Genomic DNA, 19,798 nt, shown 5'->3' on the forward strand with positions numbered 1-19,798 from the left:
GCGCCGCGGTACCGAAAACGCCGTCGTCCGCGTCGCGGGCGGCGGCGTTTTGGCCTTACAATTCGCGGTCGCCGTTTTCGAATACCCGAGACCCGCATGAAGGTGCCGCAGACCCTGCCCGAAGCCCGGCAGCAGATCGATGCGCTGGACGAACAGATCCAGACGCTCATAAGCCAGCGCGCGCGTATCGCCCAGCAGGTGGCGCGCATCAAGGAGCGCTCGGGCGCCGGCGACGGCAATCATTACCGCCCCTCGCGCGAGGCCGAGGTGCTGCGCCGGGTGATCGAGCGCAATCACGGCCCCAATGGCGGTCCCCTGAGTGATGAATCCATCGCGCGGCTGATGCGCGAGATCATGTCGGTCTGCCTGTCGCTGGAATCGCCGCTGACCATCGCCTACCTGGGGCCGGAAGGCACCTACACGCAGGCGGCGGTGCAGAAGCATTTCGGCGACAGCGTCACCGCCAAGCCGATGCGCGCCATCGACGAAATCTTCCGTGATGTGGAAACCGGCGCCGCCGATTACGGCGTGGTGCCGGTGGCCAATTCCATCGGCGGCGTGGTCAACAACACCCTCGACGAGCTGGTGCACACGCAGCTGCGCATCTGCGGCGAGGTGACCCTGGCCGTGCATCACCATCTGCTCTCGCTGACCGGCGACACCGAGACCATCACCAAGGTCTATTCGCATGCGCAGTCCTTTGCGCAGTGCCGCAAGTGGCTGGACGCGCGTCTGCCGCGCGCCGAGCGCGAGGTGGTGTCCAGCAATGGCGAGGCGGCGCGGCGCGCGGCGGAGGAGGGCGGCGGCACCGCGGCCATCGCCTCGCTGCAGGCCGGCCGCATCAACAAGCTCAATGTGCTGGCCGCCAATATCGAGGACGAGCTGAGCAACGAGACGCGCTTTCTGATCGTCGGCAAGCACGATCCGGAACTCAGCGGCGACGATCTCACCTCCATCGTGATGACCGCGCATCGCAACCAGCCGGGCGCGCTGTTCAAGCTGCTGCAGCCCCTGGCCGAGGCGGGCCTGGACATGACGCGCCTGGAGTCACGCCAGGTGCGCGGCTCGGTGCTGCCGGACTTCTACTTCTTCATCGACTTCGCCGGCCACGCCACCGATCCCAAGGTGCGCGAGGTGCTCGACACCGTGCGCGGCGAAGCGGCCTTCTTCAAGATTCTCGGTTCCTATCCGCGCGCGGTGATGTAAGGCGCGCCGTTTCACACTCGATCGACATGACGGATCAGACCTTAAAAAACGCGGCCAGCGGTGTGCTGAGCCTGGAAGCCTACTCGCCGGGCATGCCCATCGAGGAGCTGCAGCGGCGCCTGGGCGTGAGCAACGCCATCAAGCTCGCCTCCAATGAGAACCCGCTGGGGCCCAGCGCCAAGGTGCGCGCGGCGCTGGCGGCTTCGGTGGCGCAGGACAATCTGGCGCTGTATCCGGATGGCAGCGGCCACCGCCTGAAGAAGAAGATCGCGGCGCTGCATGACATCGCGCTGGATCGCATCACCCTGGGCAACGGCTCCAACGACATCATCGAGCTGCTGGGCCGCGTGTTCCTGGGGCCCGATCGCGCCGCGCTGTACTCGGCGCATGCCTTCGCCGTCTACGAAATCATCACCCAGGCGCAGTGCGCGCGCGCGGTGGTGGTGCCGGCGCGCAGCGCCAGCGATGCGCAGCCTTACGGCCATGATCTGGCCGGCTTCGCGCAGGCGCTGCAGGCCAATGCCGATGTGGCTCTGGTGTTCATCGCCAACCCCAACAATCCCACCGGCACGGTGCTGGCGCCGCAGGACATCGAGGCGTTTCTCAAGAAGGTGCCGCCGCAGGTGATCGTGGCCCTGGACGAGGCCTACTACGAGTACATGGACCCGGCGCTGCGCGGCGACACCCGCGCCTGGCTGGACCGTTACCCGAACCTGATCGTGTTCCGCACCTTCTCCAAGGCCTATGGCCTGGCGGGTCTGCGCGTGGGTTACTCGCTGTCCAGTGTGGCGCTGGCCGATGTGCTCAACCGCGTGCGCCAGCCCTTCAACAACAACAGCATGGCCCTGCTGGCCGCCGAAGTGGCGCTGGACGATCAGGACTATGTGCAGCGCAGTGTCGAGCTCAACACCCGCGAGCGTGCGCGCCTCAGCGAAGCGCTGCGCGGCATGGGGCTCACCGTGCTGCCTTCGCAGGCGAACTTTCTGGCCATCGGTTTCGGCCGCGACGCCAAGCCCGTACACCAGGGCCTGCTGGAGCAGGGCGTGATCGTGCGCCCCATCGCCTCTTATCAGCTGCCGCATTACCTGCGCGTGAGCATCGGCACCGAAGCCGAGAACGACCGCTTCCTGGCGGCGCTGCGCAAGGTACTGGCAGCCTGAGTACGCGAGCGTGAGCGTCCGACATCTGGCGGTCATCGGTCTGGGCCTGATCGGCGGCTCGCTGGCGCGCGCGCTGCGCGCGGCCGGCGAGGTGGGCCGCATCTCGGGCTACGATCCCGATCCGGTGCAGCGCCAGCAGGCGCTCAAGCTCGGCGTGATCGACGAGGTGCACGAGCAGGCGCCCGAGGCCGTGGCCGATGCCGATCTGGTGGTGCTGGCGGTGCCGGTGCTGCGCACTGCCGAGGCTTATGCCGCCTGCCTGCCGGGCCTGCGTCCGGAGACCGTGGTCAGCGATGTGGGCAGCACCAAGCAGTCGGTGCTGCGTGACATCGCGGCGGTCTGCGGCGGGCAGCTGCCGCCGCGCTTCGTGGCCGCGCATCCGATTGCCGGCACCGAGAAGAGCGGCGTGGCCAACAGCCAGACCGAGCTGTTCCGCAATCATCGCGTGATCATCACGCCGCACGAACATCAGGACGCTGCCGCGCGGCAGCTGGTGGCGCGGCTCTGGCAGGCCATCGGTGCGCGCGTGGTGGAGATGAGCCCGGCGCAGCACGATGCGATCTTCGCGGCCACCTCGCATCTGCCGCATGTGCTGGCCTACAGCTTCGTGGACATGCTCGCGCGCCTGGAGCGCAGCGGCGAAATCTTTCCCAATGCCGGCGGCGGCTTTCGCGACTTCACACGCATCGCCTCCAGCTCGCCGCAGATGTGGCACGACGTGCTGCGCGCCAACGAGGCGGCGGTGGCGGATCTGCTGGACCGGCAGATCGAAGAGCTGCAGCAGATCCGGCGCATGATGGCCGAGTCGCGCTGGGACGAGCTCAAGGCTCTGTTCGAACGCGCGCGCGCCGCACGCGAGCGTTATCTGAGTCAGATCGAGTAAACGAATCATTGCGGCGCCGCGCCTGCGACGCCGCCCGTGCAAGGAAGTCGACGTGAGTTCCAGCGAACTGAGCTATACCGTTATCCCCGGCGGCAGGCTGGCCGGCCGCCTGCGCGTGCCCGGCGACAAGTCCATCTCGCATCGCTCGATCATGTTCGGTGCGCTGGCAGAGGGCTTGACCACGGTGGAGGGCTTTCTCACCGGCGAGGACTGCCTGTGCACCATGAAGGCTTTCCAGGCCATGGGCGTGCGCATCGAGCGTCCGGCCGAAACCTCGCTGCGCATCCACGGCGTGGGCCTGCACGGGCTGCAGTCGCCGCGCGAGCCCCTGGACCTGGGCAATTCCGGCACCTCCATGCGCCTGATGGCCGGCCTGCTCTCCGGCCAGCACTTCACCAGCAATCTGGTGGGCGATGCCTCGCTGTCGCGGCGGCCGATGAAACGCATCATCGCGCCGCTGGAACAGATGGGCGCGCGCATCGAATCCAATGAGGGCAAGGCGCCGCTCAACATCCTGCCGCACCGGAATCTCAAGGCGATCTCGTATCACTCGCCGGTGGCCAGCGCGCAGATCAAGTCCGGCATCCTGCTCGCCGGTCTCTACGCCCAGGGCAAGACCGAGGTCTTCGAGCCGGAGGCCTCGCGCGATCACACCGAACGCATGCTGCGCGCCTTCGGCGTGAAGGTGGAGGCGCGCGCCGGTTACGCGGCGCTGGAGGGCGGGCAGAGCCTGAAGGCCACCGCGATCCAGGTGCCGGCGGACATTTCCTCGGCGGCCTTCTTCATGGTCGGCGCCGCCATCGTGCCCGGCAGCGAGATCGTGCTCAGTGACGTCGGCGTGAATCCGACGCGCACCGGCATCATCGACGTGCTGCGCCTGATGGGCGCCGACATCCGCCTGGAGAACGAGCGCCGCTTCGGCGACGAGCCAGTGGCCGATATCCGCGTGCGCGGGGGCGGCCTGCGCGGCGTGCGCATCGGCAAGGAACTGGTTGCCGCCAGCATCGACGAATTTCCCATCATCTTCATCGCCGCCGCCTTCGCCCAGGGCGAAACCGTGGTGGAAGGCGCCGAAGAACTGCGCGTGAAGGAATCCGACCGCATCCAGAGCATGTGCGACGGCCTGCGCGCCCTGGGCGTCGCCGCACAGGCGCTGCCCGACGGCATGCGCGTGATGGGCGGGCGCATGCGCGGCGGCACGGTGGATTCACGCGGCGATCACCGCATCGCCATGTCCTTCGCCATCGCCGCCCTGCGCGCCGAGCAGCCGATCCGGATTCTGGACTGCGCCAACGTCAACACCTCGTTCCCGGGCTTTGCGGCCCTGGCGCGCGCCGCAGGACTGGGCATACGCGAGGCATGAGGCGGGCAAGCCTCAGGCTGCGCGCAAAGGCCGGTCTTTTGCTTGTCTCCCCGCAGCCTCAGGCCTGAGGCGCAGCCCTTTACGGTCACCAATATGAACACATCACAAGACTCATCCCAGACAACTCAGGCTGCGCCTGTCATCGCCGTCGACGGCCCCAGCGGCGTCGGCAAGGGCTTGGTCACGCGCTACCTGGCCAAGCGCCTGGGCTTCCATCGCCTGGACAGCGGCGCGCTGTATCGCATCCTGGCGCTGGCCGCCCATCATCGTCATCTGGATCTGCACGATGCGCAGGCAGTGGCGGCGCTGGCGCCGGCCCTGGACATCCGCTTCATCGGCGAGACCGAGGACGACGAAGCCATCCTGGTCGACGGTCATGACTGGACGCACGAGATCCGCAAGGAGTCCACCGGGGCGCTGGCCTCGATCATCGCCACCGCCCCGGTGGTACGTGCCGCGCTGCTGCAGCGCCAGCGCGATTTTCGGGTGGCGCCGGGCCTGATCGCCGACGGCCGCGACATGGCCAGCATCGTGTTCACCGACGCGGTGCTGAAAATCTTCATGGACGCCAGCGTCGACGAGCGCGCCCAGCGCCGGCTCAAGCAGTTGAGCGCAAAGGGAATCGGGGCTACACTCGCGCCCCTTCGTGAAGAGATACGCGCCCGTGACGAGCGCGACCGCAACCGTCCCATCGCCCCTCTGAAGGCCGTCGATGGCGCGGAAGTCGTTGATACGACAGGTCTTTCGCCAGACGCCGTGCTGGCTGTGATGGAAGGTCTGCTGCGGCGCTACGCGCTGGTTTGAACGCTTTGGCCCTCGCGCACGAAGACAGAACATTGCTGCGAGCTGCTCGCTCGTGACTTTGGCCGGATCGCAAGGATGCGAGCCGTTTTTCAATAGACAGGTCCCCAAGTTCGGATGCGAGGGGAAATCCATTTGACAAGAGTAAGTAATGAGCGAGAGTTTCGCTGAGTTGTTTGAGGCCAGCCTCAAGGGCGGCCAGTCCATGCAGTCCGGCACCATCGTCAACGCCCGCGTGCTGGCTGTGAAGCCCGACGTCGTGATCGTCGACGCCGGTCTGAAATCTGAAGGCGTCATCCCCCTGGCCGAGTTCGCCGTCGACGGCGAGATCAAGGTTGCCGTGGGTGATGAGGTCGAAGTCGCGCTGGAAACCGTCGAAGACGGGTTCGGCGAGACCAAGTTCTCCAAGGAAAAGGCCGAGCGCATCAAGACCTGGGAGCGCCTGGGCAAGGCCTTCGAGGGCAAGGAAACCGTCATCGGCATCATGACCGGCAAGGTCAAGGGCGGTTTCACCGTCGACATCGGCACCGTCCGCGCGTTCCTGCCCGGTTCGCTGGTCGACGTGCGCCCGGTGCGCGACACCTCCTACCTGGAAGGCAAGCCGCTCGAGTTCAAGGTCATCAAGCTCGACAAGCTGCGCAACAACGTCGTGGTCTCGCGCCGCGAAGTGCTGGAAGCCGAGTACAGCGCCGAGCGCGACTCGCTGCTGGCCAACCTGCAGGAAGGCGTGATTCTGCGCGGCGTGGTCAAGAACCTCGTCGAGTACGGCGCGTTCGTTGACCTGGGCGGCATCGACGGCCTGCTGCACATCACCGACATGACCTGGAAGCGCGTGAAGGATCCCGCGGAAGTGGTGCAGGTCGGTCAGGAAATCGAAGTCAAGGTGCTCAAGTACGACCGCGAGCGTCGCCGCGTCAGCCTCGGCCTCAAGCAGCTGGGCGCCGATCCCTGGAGCGACATCGAGCGTCGTTATCCGGAGCGCACCCGCCTGTTCGGCAAGGTCACCAACATCACCGATTACGGCGCGTTCGTGGAGATCGAAGCCGGCGTCGAGGGTCTGGTGCACGTCTCCGAAATGGACTGGACCAACAAGAACGTCAACCCGGCCAAGGCCGTGCAGATCGGCGACGAGGTCGAGGTGATGATTCTCGACATCGACGGCGAGCGCCGCCGCATCTCGCTGGGCATGAAGCAGTGCAAGCCCAATCCCTGGGAAGAGTTCGCGCAGAACCACCAGAAGGGCGACCGCGTGCATGGCGCGATCAAGTCGATCACCGACTTCGGCATCTTCATCGGCCTGGACGGCGGCATCGACGGTCTGGTGCATCTCTCGGATCTGGACTGGAACGAGGCCGGCGAAGCTGCCGTGCGCCGCTACCAGAAGGGTCAGGAACTGGACGCCGTGGTGCTGGCCATCGACGCCGCCCGCGAGCGTATCTCGCTGGGCGTCAAGCAGGTGAGCCAGGACCCGCTGTCCGAGTTCATCGCCAAGACCACCAAGGGCACCGTGGTGCAGGGCACCATCCGCTCGGTGGACGCGCGTGGCGCCGTGGTGGACCTGGGCAATGGTGTGGAAGGCTATATCCGCGCCAACGACCTGTCCCGCGAGCGCGTCGAAGACGCCACCAAGCTGGTCAAGGAAGGCGACCCGCTGGAATCGCGTTACGTCGGCGTGGACCGCAAGAACCGCACGGTGCAGCTGTCGGTGCGTGAGAAGGAAATCCAGGAAGAACAGGAGACCATGGCGGAGTACAGCCGCAATGCCTCCACCGGCCGTACCTCCCTGGGTGACCTGCTCAAGGAACAGATCGGCGGCGGTAACAATTAAGTTTTACGCCTATCTTCCCGGATTTTCAGGGAAAAATGAGAGGGCCGCGCTTGCGCGGCCCTTTTTTTTTCACTATCGTTGGCGGGAAGACTAAAACGCTTACCGATCCGGTACTTATGACGAAGTCGGAACTCATCGAGCTGCTTGCCGCCAAGCAGACCCATTTGATGCACAAGGACGTCGAGCTGGCGGTCAAACTGGTGCTGGATCAGATCAGCAACGCCCTGGCCCGCGACGAGCGCGTCGAAATCCGCGGTTTCGGCAGTTTTGCCTTGCATCACCGCCCCGCACGCGTGGGCCGCAATCCCAAGACCGGCGAACCGGTGCACATTCCCCCGAAGCGCGTGCCGCATTTCAAGCCGGGCAAGGAAATGCGCGAGCGCGTCAACGCCGCCGCCGCCGGCCTGCCGCTGCCGCCGATGAGCGAGCACGACGATGATGGCGACGACGACGAGTCGCTCGAATGAGCCGCGCCTTCAGCCTGATCGTGCTGCTGCTGGTGCTGGTGCTCGGCGCCTCGATCGGCTACTTCAATGCGCAGGCGGTTGAATTCAATTACCTGATCGGCAGCCGTCAGCTGCCCCTGATCGGCGTGCTGATGCTGGCTTTTGCGCTGGGTGTGGCGCTGAGCCTGCTGGCCGTGCTGGCGCGTCTGCTCGCCGCGCGCGTCGAGCTGCGGCGCCTGCGCCGGCAGCTGCGCGAGGCCGAAGGCGAGCTGCGCACCCTGCGCAATCTGCCGGTGACGGCAAACCCCGAAAAACCCTGACCATGCTGGACTCCCTTTTTCCCTGGCTGCTGGTGCCGCTGGGTCTGGCCCTGGGTTGGGCCCTGGGCCGGCGGCAGTCGCTTGCTGCCACCGCGCCGGCGGCGGTGCTCAATCCCGAGCAGATCGGCGGCTTGCTGCGTCAGCTCGCCTCGGACGATCCGGATCAGGCCATCGCCGCGCTCACACAGGTGACACAGCTGGACGAGTCGGCCATCGAGCTGCATCTGCAGCTGGGCAATCTGTTCCGCAAGCGCGGCGAGGTGGATCGCGCGCTGCGTGTCCATGAGACCCTGCTGGCGCGGCCGAACCTGTCGCCGGCGGTGCAGGGGCAGGTGCGTCGCGAGCTGGCCTACGACTACATGCGCGCCGGCATCATGGATCACGCCGAGCAGCAGTTCGAACGCCTGATCAGCGACGGCCATTACGTGGCCGAGTCCCTGGACCAGATCCGCCAGATCGCCGAGCAGATTCACGACTGGCGCGCCGCCATCGCCGCCGCGCGTCGCCTGGAAGCGGCGCAGGGGGAGTCCAAACGCGCGCTGATTGCGCAGTACTGGTGTGAGCTGGCCGAGGAAGCCCGCCGCGCCAAGAAGGCCGAGGAAGCCCTGCAGCTGGCGCAGCGCGGCACCGAAGAGGATGCCGACTGTGTGCGCGCGCATCTGCTGCTCGGCGGCCTGCAGGAGGCCGCCGGTGACAAGCCGGCAGCGGCGAAGAGCTATCTGCGCGCCTTTGCGCTCGACGCCCGTTATCTGCCGGATCTGCTGGAGCCGCTGTATCGCTGCCTGCTGGGCAGCGGTGACAGCGAAACCTATCTGCAGTTTCTCAAGGATGCCAAGGAAATCTCGGCCAGCAGCCTGCCGTTCATCGCCGAGGCACGATTGCTGGCCGATGAAGGCATCGATCCGCTGGATCATCTTGCGCAAGGCCTGGAGGTGCGGCCCAGCCGCGCGGTGCTGGCGCAGTTTCTCGAAGTGCTGGAGAAGCAGCCCAATGTCATCGCCGCCGGCCTCGACAAGCCGGCCGCCAGCCTGCGCCTGGCGCTGCGCCGCCTGATGGAAAGCGCGCCGCGCTACCAGTGCAGCCATTGCGGCTTTTCGCCGCGTCAGCAATTCTGGCAATGTCCGAGCTGCAAGCGCTGGGGCAGCATCGCACCCATCGACGAGGCGATGCGGCTGCCGGGCTAAGATCAGCGGCAAGAGTCCTGGCCTCGATGCCACGGGCACACAAAACCAAGAGGAGCAACAGGCAAGGTGAAAACCGCCTTCGTCACCGGGTCCACTGGCTTTGTCGGCATCAATCTGATCGACGAGCTGGTCGCGCAGAACTGGCGTGTGATCGCGCTGCATCGCGTCGATTCCGATGTGCTGCCGCTGGCGCGCCATGCCGGCGTCGAGCGCGTGGTCGGCGACGTCACCGATGTCAAAAGCCTGCTGAAGGTGCTGCCGCCGGAAGTGGACTGCGTGTTTCACGTCGCCGGCAACACCAGCCTGTGGAACCGCCGTCATGTCGAACAGCTGAAGGTCAATGTCCGCGGCACGCGCAACATGGTGCGCGCGGCGCTGGAGGCGAGGGCCAGGCGCTTCGTGCACACCTCCAGCATCGTCGCCTACGGCCTGCATGGCGGGCAGATCACCGAGGACACGCCCACGCGCGGCAGCACCTCGCAGATCAATTACATCCGCAGCAAGGCCCTGGCCGAACGCGAGGTGCGCAAGGGCATCAGCGACGGACTGCCGGCGGTGATCATCAATCCCTCCAACATGATCGGTCCGCACGACACCGAGAGCTGGTCGCGGCTGTTCGGCCTGGTGCAGCGCGGGCGTGTGCCGGCGATGCCCTCCGGCGGCGGCAGCTTCTGTCATGTGCGCGCGGTGGCGCGTGCCCATATCGCCGCCGCCGAACGCGGCCGGCTCGGCGCCAATTATCTGCTGGGCGGCGCGCAGGCCACCTACGCCGGACTGGCGCTCGAGATCGCGCGGTTGCTGGGCATCCGCCGCCGGCCGCTGCAGCTGCCGGTCAAGCTCCTGCAGGGCTACGCGGTGCTGGAGGAATGGGCTGCGCCGCTGCTGGGCCGCCGGCCCGACATCACCCGCGATGCGGTGGCGCTGATGAGCGAGAACTTCTACTGCAGCAGCGAACGCGCGGTGCGCGAGCTGGGCTATGCGCCGGAGACGCTGGAATGCATGCTCGGTGACTGCCGTGACTGGCTGCTGCGCGAGGAGTTGCTGCGGCCGCTGCCGAAGTCCGCTCAGACCGGCCGGTAGTTACTGGGCAGGGAGTCGCGCACTTCCTTGCGCTTGGCCATCAGCCGCGAACGATCCTGCGGCGTGAGATTGGGCAGGCGCAGGGCCGCGTCGAGCTGCGCCAGCGCGCTGCCGGCATCGCCGCGCAGGAAGAAGTAAGTGCTCATCTGATACGCCGACTCGGCGATGTTGTTGCTCTCGCGCGCCGCCTGCGCCAGCAGGCGATAGGTCAGCATCTGCGTGCCCTGACCCTGATCATGCGAGATCAGGTACTGGCGCGCGGTTTCCGGATGTCCGGCGTTCATCAGCGCCTCGGCATAGGCCAGAATCGCCGGCGCGTAGCGCGGGAACTGCTTGAGCACCGCCTCATAGGCCTGCAGCGATTGATCGCGCTTGCCGGTCTGCGCCAGCAGTTCGGCATTGAGCAGCTGGATGTTGGCCTGGCGCGGATAGCGGCTCAGCAGCGGCTGCAGTGTATCGGCGGCCTTGCTGTAGTCATTGTGTTCCTGCTGTGCCAGCGCCAGACCGTAACGGTTCTCCGGCGTGTCGCGACCGCCGCTCACCTGGCCGGCGAAGTAATCCAGGGTCTCGCCCGGCACCTCGGCGCTGAACACGCGCGCGCGGCTGCGCATCAGCGAAAACTCGATCGAGTCGAGATGCTTGTGCGCCGGCATCTCCGAGGCGCGGGCGGCGGCTTCGGCGATGCGGTTGGTGCTCAGGGGATGGGTGAGCAGAATCTCCGGCAGGCGATTGCCGTAGAGGCGGGTCTGCTGCTGCAGCTTGCCGAAGAAGCTGGCCATGCCGTTGGGGTCGAAACCCGCCGCCGCCATGGTCTGGATGCCGATGCGGTCGGCTTCCTGCTCGTGCGAGCGCGTGTAACTGACCTGACGCTGATAGTTGATCGACTGGCCGATGGCCAACGCGCCCATCACCACGTCGGGATTGGAGGAGCCGGCGATGATCGCCGCAATCACCGCCAGCCAGGTGGCGATGGTGCCCACCTGCGTGTCCTCGGCGGCGCGCGCGATATGGCGCTGCGTGACGTGCGCCAGCTCATGGCCCATCACGCCGGCGAGCTCGCTTTCATTGTCGGCGACCAGCAGCAGACCGGCGTTGACGCCGATGAAGCCGCCGGGCAGGGCAAAGGCGTTGATGCGCGGGTCCTGCACCACGAAGAAGGTCAGCTGCGGCGGCTGCGTGGCGCTGGCGGCGGCGAGCTGGTAGCCGATGTTGTTGAGATAGTCGCTCAGCTCCGGGTCTTCCAGCGCGTAGCCGTCGCGGTAGAGCTCTGCCATCACGCGCTTGCCCAGGTCTTTCTCCTGCAGCGGCGAGAGCATGTTGTCGGCCGGCTCGCCGATCTGCGGCAGGTCCAGGGCGGCGCTGCCGGTGGCGGCAGCAACCGCGGCACTGAGTAGCAGCAGGACGGCGGCGCTCGCGGCACCGAAGCACTTCCGAAAGGTCAGCAGAGCGTTCATTCGCCGTCTTGGAGTTGCCGGCCGCGCTTAAAGTTCGCCGCCGGTCTTGCCGGGCTGCCACTGTCCCAGCGTCTGACCCATGCGCACCGGCTGACCCGGTGCGAGTTGCGCGGCCCAGCGCAGGCTGCCGGCAGGGGCGAGCAGGATCACGGTGGAGCCCATGTTGAAGCGGCCCATCTCGGCGCCGCGTGACAGCGACAGGGCCTGCGTCGGCCGCTGTGCCTGCGGCGCGATGCCGCGACGGTGCGGGGGCGTGACCTGGCCGCTCCACACGGTCTCCAGCGAGCCCACGAACAGCGCGCCGATCATCGACAGCACGAAGGGGCCGGCACTGGTGTCGAAGCAGGCATTGAGCCGTTCATTGCGCGCGAACAGGCGCGGCAGCGCGCGCGCGGTGGCGGCGTTGACCGAGAACAGCCGGCCCGGCACATACGTCCATTGCTTGAGCGTGCCGCTCACCGGCATGTGGATGCGGTGGTAGTTGTAGGGCGCCAGATAAATGGTGCAGAACTCGCCGCCCTCGAACTGCGCCGCCAGGGGATCGCCGGCCAGCAGTTCGGCGACGCTGTAATCATGCCCCTTGGCCTGGATCAGGCGGCCGCGCTCGATGCGTCCGAACTGGCTGATGGTGCCATCCACCGGCGAGACGAAGGCCAGCGGATCGCCGGCCAGGGGCCGTGCGCCGGGCTTGAGTGCGCGGGTGAAGAAATGATTGAAGCTCTGATAAGCCTCGATGTTCTCGTGCTCGGCTTCCGTCAGATCGATGGTGTAGCCGCGCAGGAACGCGCGGATCAGCGCGTTCTTGAAGGCCGGGTGACGGATCTGCGTCAGCCGGTACACCTGCAGCGACAGCCAGCGCGTGGGCAGTGCACGTTGCAGCAGGCCGAACAGGGTATCGCCCAGGCCGGCATCGGAAGCGGCGCTCATGCGCCGCTCTTGAGCAGCTTGCGGAAATCCTGAACCAGCGCATCCACGGTGAAGGGCGGGGTGAGATAGCCGGCGAGCCGGCCCTGCGGATCCAGCAGCACCAGGGCTGCGGAATGATCCATGGTGTAGCTGCCGCTTTCGCCCGGCACTTTCACATACACCACGCCCAGGGTCTGCGCCACACGCTTCAGGTTCGGCTCGGGCGTGATCAGGCCGAGGAAATGCGGGTTGAAGTAATGCAGATACTGGCCCAGCCGCTCCGGCGTGTCGCGCTCGGGATCCACGGTGAGCATCGCCACCTGCAGTTGCTCGGCCTGCGGCCCCAGCTGGATCAGCACCTGCTTGAGCAGGGCCATGGTGGTCGGGCAGATGTCGGGGCAGGAGGTGTAGCCGGGGAAGATCAGCGTCCAGTGTTTCTGGAGACGCGACTGCGCATAGGGCTGATTCTGGTCATCGAGCAGATTGAGTTCCGGCAGCGCGCGTGGCTGCGGCAGCAGGGTGCCCGACTGCAGCACCACGGCATCGGGGCGCATGGCCAGGGCCAGCAGCAGACCGCCGGCCAGGGCCACGGCGGCGACGGTCAGCAGCAGCAGGGAACGGTTCGAGGAAGGAGCGGGCAAGGGCGTTCAAGCGGCTCTGCGGCCGTCGGCAGGTGGTGGGCAGGGCCGTTACGGCCCATAATTCGCGCCCATTATTTCACAGACCCGCACCCCGCCGATGCCACGCCCGTTTGAGACCGAAGCCCTGCGCAGCGTGCGTGATCTGGTGCGCTGGGGTGCGAGCCGTTTCCAGGAGGCCGGTCTGCACTACGGCCACGGCAGCGACAACGCCCTGGACGAAGCCTATGCCCTGGTGCTGCACGCCCTGCGTCTGCCCGGCGATCTGCCCACCGTGTATCTGGAGGCCGCGGTCACCGCCAGCGAGCGCGGTCAGGTCCTGAAGCTGCTGCGTGAACGCATCAGCACGCGCAAGCCGGCGGCCTATCTGATGGGCCACATCCAGTTCGCGGGCCTGGACTTCGAGGTCAATGAAAACGTCCTGATTCCGCGCTCGCCGATCGCCGAGCTGATCGAGCGCGGTTTTGCGCCCTGGCTGCAGGAGCCGCCGGCACGGGTGCTGGATCTGTGCACCGGCAGCGGCTGCATCGGCATTGCCTGCGCGGTGGCCTTCGAGGAGGCCGAGGTGGATCTGGCCGACATCAGCGGCAAGGCGCTGGAAGTGGCGCGACGCAATATCCAGCGCCATGTGCTGGGCAATCGCGTGCGCGCGATCAGGTCCGATCTGTTCAGCGCCCTGGCCAATGACAGCTACGATCTGATCGTCAGCAACCCGCCTTACGTGCCGAACGCCGAGTGGCGTGAACTGGCTGCCGAGTACCAGCACGAGCCCAAGCTGGCGCTGGCCGCCGGCCGCGACGGCATGGATCTGGTGGCGAAGATTCTCGAACAGTCCGCACGGCATCTGAATCCGAACGGCTGGCTGGTCTGCGAAGTCGGCGGCAGCGTCGCCGAGTTCGAGACGCGCTGGCCGGACCTGCCGGTCACCTGGGTGGAATTCGAGCGCGGCGGCGACGGCGTCTTTATCATTTCGCGCGAAGAACTCGCGGCACGGTTTTAATTTTCTATGTCCGGCAACTCCTTCGGCAAACTCTTCTGCGTCACCAGCTTCGGCGAGAGCCACGGCGCCGGCATCGGCTGCGTGGTGGACGGCTGTCCGCCGGGCCTGGAGCTGAGCGAGGCCGACATCCAGCCGGAACTGGACCGGCGCAAGCCCGGCACCTCCAAGTACGTCACGCAGCGCAAGGAAGCCGATCAGGTCGAGATCCTCTCCGGCGTGTTCGAGGGCAAGACCACCGGCACGCCGATCGCCATGCTGATCCGCAACACCGATCAGCGCTCCTACGACTACGCCAAGATCGCGCAGGTGTTCCGGCCCAATCATGCCGACTACGCCTACATCCAGAAGTACGGCATCCGCGATCATCGCGGCGGTGGCCGTTCCAGCGCGCGTGAAACCGCGGTGCGTGTGGCGGCGGGCGCCATCGCCCGCAAGTATCTGCGTCAGCGCCTGGGCATCGAGATCCGCGGCTGCGTGGAGCAGGTGGGCGATATCGTCTGCGCGATCCGCGACTGGGATGCGGTGAATGCCAATCCCTTCTTCTGCGCCGATCCGGCGCGCGTACCGGAACTCGAAGCGCTGATCGATCAACTGCGCAGCGAGGGCGATTCCATCGGCGCGCGCCTGTACGTGGAAGCGCGCAATGTGCCGCCGGGTCTGGGCGAGCCGGTGTTCGACCGCCTGGATGCCGACATCGCGCAGGCGCTGATGTCGATCAACGCGGTCAAGGGTGTGGAGATCGGCGACGGCATGGCGGTGGCCGGCATGCGCGGCACCGCGCATCGCGACGAACTCACGCCGCAGGGCTTTCTCGCCAATCACTCCGGCGGCATCAGCGGCGGCATCTCCACCGGCCAGAGCATCGTCGCGCGCTACGCCATCAAACCCACTTCCAGCATCACCACGCCGGGGCAGAGCATCGACGAGACCGGTGCGGCGACCAGCATGCGCACCACGGGCCGTCACGACCCCTGCGTGGGCCTGCGCGCCACGCCCATCGGCGAGGCGATGCTGGCCCTGGTGCTGATGGACCACTTCCTGCGCAACCGCGCGCAGAACGCCGACGTGGTGCCGGCCACGCCGCGCATTCCCGGCGAGATATAAATCCATGCCCGGCCCCACCGCAGGCGCCGCGCACAGCCGCCTGCAGTGGCGGCTCGCCGCGTTTTATTTTTTCTACTACGGCACGGTCGGCGCGTTCATGCCGTACTGGTCGCCGTATCTGGCCGCGCGCGGTTTCACGCCGGTGCAGATGGGCATCGTCTACGCGGCCATGGGCATTCTGCGCTGCGTGGTGCCGCTGGGCTGGGGCTGGTACGCGGATCGCAGCGGCCGGCGCATCGGCCTGATCCGCGTCGGCAGTCTCGCAGCGCTGGCGCTGTTCATGCTCATTCCCTTTGTGCCCGGCGTGTTCTGGGTGAGCGTGTGCATGCTGTCCTATGCGCTGTTCTGGCACGGGCTGCTGGCGCAGTTCGAGGCGGTGGCGCTGACGCATCTGGAAGCCATCAATGCCGACTACGCCCATGTGCGGCTCTGGGGCTCGCTGGGCTTCATCGTCTCGGTGCTGGGGCTGGCGCCGCTGCTGGATCGCACCGGTGCGCTGTGGCTGCCGTATCTGGTGGCGGTGTTCTGGATCGGCATGGCGGCGAGCAGCTGGCTGGTGCCGGAGGCGCCGAAGCTGCCACAGCACCGCGAGCGCGAAGGCGGCCTGCTGCGGGTGCTGCGCGATCCGGGCGTGATCGCCTTGCTGCTGGTCTGCCTGTGTTCGCAGACCAGCTTCGCGCCGTACTACAACTTCTTCACGCTGTTCGTGGAACGCGAAGGGCACAGCCATACCCTGATCGGCTGGCTGTGGGCGGTGGCGGTGACGGCGGAGATCGGCTTTTTTCTCTACGCCTCGCGGCTGATTCCGCGCCTGGGCGAACGGCGCATGATGATCATCGCGCTGGCCGCCACCGCGCTGCGCTGGGCGCTCACCGCGATCGGCGCGGGCTCGCTGCCGCTGCTTCTGCTGCTGCAGCTCGGGCACGCCTTGAGCTTTGCCGCGTTTCACGCGGTGGCCATGCGCTACGTGCAGCATTACTTCCCCGGCAGCCTGCAGGGTCGCGGGCAGGCGCTGTACAACGCCATGGCCTACGGCGTGGGCGGCTCCATCGGCAGCATCGGCGGCGGTTACATCTGGCAGCTCTGGGACCCGCAGGCGGTTTTTTATGCTGCGGCGCTGATCGGCGCGGGCGGTTTCTGGCTGGCCTGGCGGCGACTGCCCGGCATTGTTGTTTCAGACAGGCCCCATAGCGCAAAAGTCATAGGTTAGGCGCGCAAGGGCGTAACATAATCGCAGCGTTCTACGGACCCCTGCGTATGCGCCTTCTCCTCATTGCGATGCTGGCTGTTCTCACGCTGCTCAGCGCGGGCGTGCAGGCAGCGTCCAATCCGCGTGAGGCCTTGCATGCGCTGGACCGCCTCAGCTACGGCCCGGCGCCAGGCGATCTGGAGCATGTGCTGAAGATCGGCGTGCAGGCTTATATCGCCGAGCAGCTGAATCCGGAAAAAATCGAGGAATCCGAAGCGCTGCTCGCGCAGTTGGCGGAGCTCGATACCCTGTCGCGCACGCCGGCCGATCTGTTTACCAAGCTCAGCTGGCCGGCACTGAAGAAAGTGGCCAATCAGCCCGACGAGGTGCGCAAGCTGCAGCAGGAGCAGGATCGCGTGCGCCTGCAGGCGGCGCAGGCGCGTCTGCTGCATGCGCTGTACAGCCCGGCGCAGCTGCGCGAGCTGATGGTCGAGTTCTGGTTCAATCACTTCAACGTCTTTGCCGATCGCAGCCAGGAGACGCGGCTCTGGGTCTGGTCCTACGAGCGTGACGCCATCCGTCCCTACGCCCTGGGCAAGTTCCGCGACCTGCTCGGCGCCACCGCGCATCATCCGGCCATGCTGTTCTATCTGGACAACTGGCTGAGCAAGGCGCCGGGCAGCCCCGGTGGCGGACTCAACGAAAACTACGCGCGCGAGCTGATGGAGCTGCACACCCTGGGTGTGGACGGCGGCTACACGCAGGATGATGTGGTGGCGCTGGCGCGCATCCTCAGCGGCTGGACCTACCGCCCGCACGATCTGGAACGCGGCGTCGATCCGGCGTTTTATTTCGACGCCGCCACGCATGATCGCGGCGCCAAGCAGTTCCTCGGCCGTTACTTCGGGCCCGATGGCGGTCTGCAGGAAGGCGAGCAGGCGCTGGACATGCTGGCGGCCAGTCCGCAGACCGCGCGGCACATCGCCTACCAGCTGGCGCAATACTTCGTCGCCGACCAGCCGCCGCCGAATCTGGTGCGCAAGCTGGCCTGGCGTTTCGAGACCAGCAAGGGCGATATCCGCGAGGTGCTGGCCACGCTGTTCGCCAGCAGCGAGTTCTGGGATGCACAGAACACCGGCAACAAGTTCAAGACCCCGCTGCAGTATCTGCTGTCCAGCCTGCGCGCCAGCGGCCTGCCGCCGGTGCAGGATGTGCGGCCGCTGCTGAATGTGCTGCAGTCCTCCGGCCAGCCGCTGTACGGCTGCCTCACGCCCGACGGCTACGCGCACACGCGCGAGGCCTGGTTCAATCCCGACGCGCTGCTCTACCGTCTCAACTTCGCCAGCGCTTTCGGTCTGGGCCTGGTGCCCTTGTGGAAGGGCGAAGCCCTGGGCAGCAAGCCCGATGCCTTCATCGTGCAGGCCAGTCAGGGTCAGCGCTTTTCGCTCAACACCCTGGAGTCGCTGGCCGATGCACACGAGCAGTTGCGCGCCGGCATGCTGCTGGCCAGCCCGGAGTTCATGCGGCGATGAAAGCCCGGTCCGTCAGGCGTCGTGAAGTCCTGGGCGCACTCGCGGCGCTGGGTGGCCTGGGTCTTGGCGGGCGCGTGTTTGCCGCGCCGCCCAGCGAAGCCGGCCCTCGGCTGGTGACGATTCTGCTGCGCGGCGCGGTGGACGGGCTCAACGTGGTCACCCCGTACACCGATGCGCGCTACTACCAGGCGCGCAGCAGCATCGCGCTGGCGCCGCCCGGCAAGGAGCAGGGCTTGCTGGATCTGGACGGGCATTTCGGCCTGCATCCGGCCTGCGCGCCGCTGCTGCCCCTGTGGCAGAGCCGGCGGCTGGCGGTGATCCATGCCGCCGGTTCACCCGATCCTTCGCGTTCGCACTTCGACGCACAGGACTTCATGGAAACCGCGCGTCCCGGCGAGCGCGAGGCCAGCGACGGCTGGCTCAACCGCGCGCTGCGCGCCATGCAGAGCCGCCAGCCGCAGGTACAGGCCTTGAGCAGCGGGCCCACGCTGTCGCGCATCAGTCGCGGCGATGAGCGCATCACCGCCGCCATGCTCGGCGCCGACGGCGGGCGCCGCGCCACCGTCGATCAGCCGCCGGTGGCCGAAGCGCTGGCGCAGCTCTACCAGCAGGCCGGCGAGCTCAGCGGGGCCTACCGCGAAGCGCGCCAGACCCGCGAGCGCATCCTCGACGATCTGCAGCCGGCCGATGCCATGGCCCGCGCCAGCCTCGCGCAGCGTCGCGGCTTTGCGCTGGAGGCCGCGCAGCTGGCCACGCTGCTGCGCCGCCAGGCCGAGCTGCGCCTGGTGTTCACCTCGATCAACGGCTGGGATACGCATGTGCGCCAGGGCGGCGCGCAGGGCGAGCTGGCGGGGTTGCTCGACGGTTTCAGCCAGGGCCTCGCGCGGCTGGCCACCGATCTGGACAGCCTGCTCGACGACACCCTGATTCTGGTGATGTCGGAATTCGGCCGTACCCTGCGCGAGAACGGCAGCGGCGGCACCGACCATGGCCACGGCAACATCATGCTGCTGCTGGGTGCCGGTGTGGCCGGCGGCAAGGTCTACGGGCAATGGCCGGGGCTGGACGATGCCGCGCTGTTCGAGCAGCGCGATCTGGCGGTGACCACCGATTTCCGCAGCGTGCTGGCCTATGTCGGCGAACGCCATCTGCGCTTGAGCGACAAGCAGCTGGCGGACGTGTTCCCCAAGGCGCCGCCCGCGCCGGCGGGCCTGGGCGGCTTGCTCAAGGCCTGATTCAGATCGCCTGCTCTTCCTGGCGCACGAAGGGCCCGAAGCAGCTCTTCAGGTCTTCCTTCTCGCAGAGCACGAACAGCTTGCCGGAGGGATGGAAGCGCAGGAACAGTGTGACTTTCTTGCCCGGCTTGGTGACCTGGCCGCTGCAGTCCTTGCCGCCGTTGTCCTTCACGATCTTGTCATCCCACTTGTAGAAGCCCTTTTCGCTGGGCTTGTCGGAGATGGTGAATTCCGACACCGCAATCTCGTTGGCGCTGGTCACCAGCGTGGTGCCGTCGGCGCGGATCTCGTAGGTCTCCACGCAGGCGCGGTTGGGAATCTGCAGCGCCCAGGTGCCGAGCAGGGGATGATCAGGGCGCAGCGCGTCGGCTGCCGGGGCGGCGCTGCTCAGGCACATCAGCACGACAGAGCAAAACAAAGGCAGGCGCATGGCGATCCGGGGGAATGTGAAAGGTCAGGACTAGGGCTA

At 66.9% G+C, this 19,798-nt stretch carries 19 protein-coding genes; 15 read left to right on the forward strand and 4 right to left on the reverse strand.

All coding sequences use genetic code 11. The features are described 5' to 3' along the window. Window positions 1–96 precede the first annotated feature (96 nt). The 10 genes from pheA to BMY12_RS00955 all read left to right on the forward strand — a co-directional run bounded on the left by pheA (window position 97) and on the right by BMY12_RS00955 (window position 10,271). Window positions 97–1,206 carry a prephenate dehydratase gene (gene pheA, locus BMY12_RS00910; RefSeq protein WP_093280773.1) on the forward strand — a complete coding sequence of 370 codons (1,110 nt, stop codon included), beginning with the start codon at window positions 97–99 and terminating at the stop codon, window positions 1,204–1,206. Window positions 1,207–1,232: 26 nt separating this feature from the next. Beyond that, the gene (gene hisC / locus BMY12_RS00915; protein ID WP_093280776.1) at window positions 1,233–2,366 is read left to right on the forward strand and encodes a histidinol-phosphate transaminase; all 1,134 of its coding nucleotides are present in this window, start codon (window positions 1,233–1,235) and stop codon (window positions 2,364–2,366) included. 10 nt (window positions 2,367–2,376) lie between these two features. Then, window positions 2,377–3,249 carry a prephenate dehydrogenase gene (locus BMY12_RS00920; protein ID WP_093280779.1) on the forward strand — a complete coding sequence of 291 codons (873 nt, stop codon included), beginning with the start codon at window positions 2,377–2,379 and terminating at the stop codon, window positions 3,247–3,249. Window positions 3,250–3,301: 52 nt separating this feature from the next. After that, window positions 3,302–4,612, forward strand: coding sequence for a 3-phosphoshikimate 1-carboxyvinyltransferase (aroA, locus tag BMY12_RS00925; RefSeq protein WP_093280782.1), 1,311 nt, complete (start codon window positions 3,302–3,304; stop codon window positions 4,610–4,612). Between the two features lie 93 nt (window positions 4,613–4,705). Continuing rightward, window positions 4,706–5,416, forward strand: coding sequence for a (d)CMP kinase (gene cmk, locus BMY12_RS00930; RefSeq protein ID WP_093280784.1), 711 nt, complete (start codon window positions 4,706–4,708; stop codon window positions 5,414–5,416). Between the two features lie 148 nt (window positions 5,417–5,564). Further along, window positions 5,565–7,241: a 30S ribosomal protein S1 gene (gene rpsA / locus BMY12_RS00935; protein ID WP_093280787.1), complete on the forward strand. Its 1,677-nt coding sequence runs from the start codon at window positions 5,565–5,567 to the stop codon at window positions 7,239–7,241. A gap of 116 nt (window positions 7,242–7,357) precedes the next feature. Then, window positions 7,358–7,708, forward strand: coding sequence for an integration host factor subunit beta (locus BMY12_RS00940; protein WP_245732294.1), 351 nt, complete (start codon window positions 7,358–7,360; stop codon window positions 7,706–7,708). After that, entirely contained in the window at window positions 7,705–8,007 is a 303-nt protein-coding gene (locus BMY12_RS00945) for a LapA family protein (protein ID WP_093280790.1), read from the forward strand. The genes BMY12_RS00940 and BMY12_RS00945 overlap by 4 nt, the downstream gene beginning before the upstream one ends. Window positions 8,008–8,009: 2 nt before the next feature. After that, complete coding sequence (locus BMY12_RS00950) at window positions 8,010–9,191, forward strand: tetratricopeptide repeat protein (protein WP_093280792.1); 1,182 nt, start codon at window positions 8,010–8,012, stop codon at window positions 9,189–9,191. 66 nt (window positions 9,192–9,257) lie between these two features. Continuing rightward, a complete protein-coding gene (locus tag BMY12_RS00955; RefSeq protein WP_093280795.1) occupies window positions 9,258–10,271 on the forward strand; it encodes an NAD-dependent epimerase/dehydratase family protein in 1,014 nt (337 codons plus the stop codon). On the opposite strand, the gene BMY12_RS00960 is transcribed toward BMY12_RS00955, so the two are convergent. From BMY12_RS00960 to BMY12_RS00970, 3 genes are read right to left on the reverse strand one after another with little or no spacing between them, the layout of a single operon-like run. After that, window positions 10,256–11,725, reverse strand: coding sequence for a M48 family metalloprotease (locus tag BMY12_RS00960; RefSeq protein ID WP_093280797.1), 1,470 nt, complete (start codon window positions 11,723–11,725; stop codon window positions 10,256–10,258). The genes BMY12_RS00955 and BMY12_RS00960 overlap by 16 nt on opposite strands. A 27-nt stretch (window positions 11,726–11,752) precedes the next feature. After that, window positions 11,753–12,652: an archaetidylserine decarboxylase gene (gene asd / locus BMY12_RS00965; RefSeq protein WP_093280799.1), complete on the reverse strand. Its 900-nt coding sequence runs from the start codon at window positions 12,650–12,652 to the stop codon at window positions 11,753–11,755. Further along, entirely contained in the window at window positions 12,649–13,272 is a 624-nt protein-coding gene (locus tag BMY12_RS00970; RefSeq protein WP_245732295.1) for an SCO family protein, read from the reverse strand. Before BMY12_RS00970 ends, asd begins: the two co-directional genes overlap by 4 nt. Before the next feature lie 97 nt (window positions 13,273–13,369). Here BMY12_RS00970 and prmB point away from each other — a divergent pair, with 97 nt between their 5' ends. The 5 genes from prmB to BMY12_RS00995 are packed head-to-tail and all read left to right on the forward strand — an operon-like array spanning window position 13,370 to window position 19,329. After that, on the forward strand, window positions 13,370–14,269 hold the full coding sequence (gene prmB / locus BMY12_RS00975; RefSeq protein WP_093280801.1) for a 50S ribosomal protein L3 N(5)-glutamine methyltransferase: 900 nt from the start codon (window positions 13,370–13,372) through the stop codon (window positions 14,267–14,269). A 6-nt stretch (window positions 14,270–14,275) separates the two neighbouring features. Next, window positions 14,276–15,373, forward strand: a complete 1,098-nt coding sequence (aroC, locus tag BMY12_RS00980; protein WP_093280803.1) for a chorismate synthase — start codon at window positions 14,276–14,278, stop codon at window positions 15,371–15,373. Between the two features lie 4 nt (window positions 15,374–15,377). Continuing rightward, on the forward strand, window positions 15,378–16,583 hold the full coding sequence (locus BMY12_RS00985) for an MFS transporter (protein ID WP_093280805.1): 1,206 nt from the start codon (window positions 15,378–15,380) through the stop codon (window positions 16,581–16,583). Between the two features lie 47 nt (window positions 16,584–16,630). Next, entirely contained in the window at window positions 16,631–18,094 is a 1,464-nt protein-coding gene (locus BMY12_RS00990; protein ID WP_093280807.1) for a DUF1800 domain-containing protein, read from the forward strand. Continuing rightward, window positions 18,091–19,329: a DUF1501 domain-containing protein gene (locus tag BMY12_RS00995; RefSeq protein ID WP_093280809.1), complete on the forward strand. Its 1,239-nt coding sequence runs from the start codon at window positions 18,091–18,093 to the stop codon at window positions 19,327–19,329. The genes BMY12_RS00990 and BMY12_RS00995 overlap by 4 nt, the downstream gene beginning before the upstream one ends. Before the next feature lies 1 nt (window position 19,330). Here BMY12_RS00995 and BMY12_RS01000 read toward each other — a convergent pair whose 3' ends face one another. Then, window positions 19,331–19,759 (reverse strand): hypothetical protein, encoded by a 429-nt coding sequence (locus tag BMY12_RS01000; protein ID WP_177188780.1) that lies wholly within the window; start codon window positions 19,757–19,759, stop codon window positions 19,331–19,333. Window positions 19,760–19,798: the final 39 nt, after the last annotated feature.

Origin of the sequence: Solimonas aquatica (assembly GCF_900111015.1) — a bacterium.
Lineage (GTDB): Bacteria > Pseudomonadota > Gammaproteobacteria > Nevskiales > Nevskiaceae > Solimonas > Solimonas aquatica.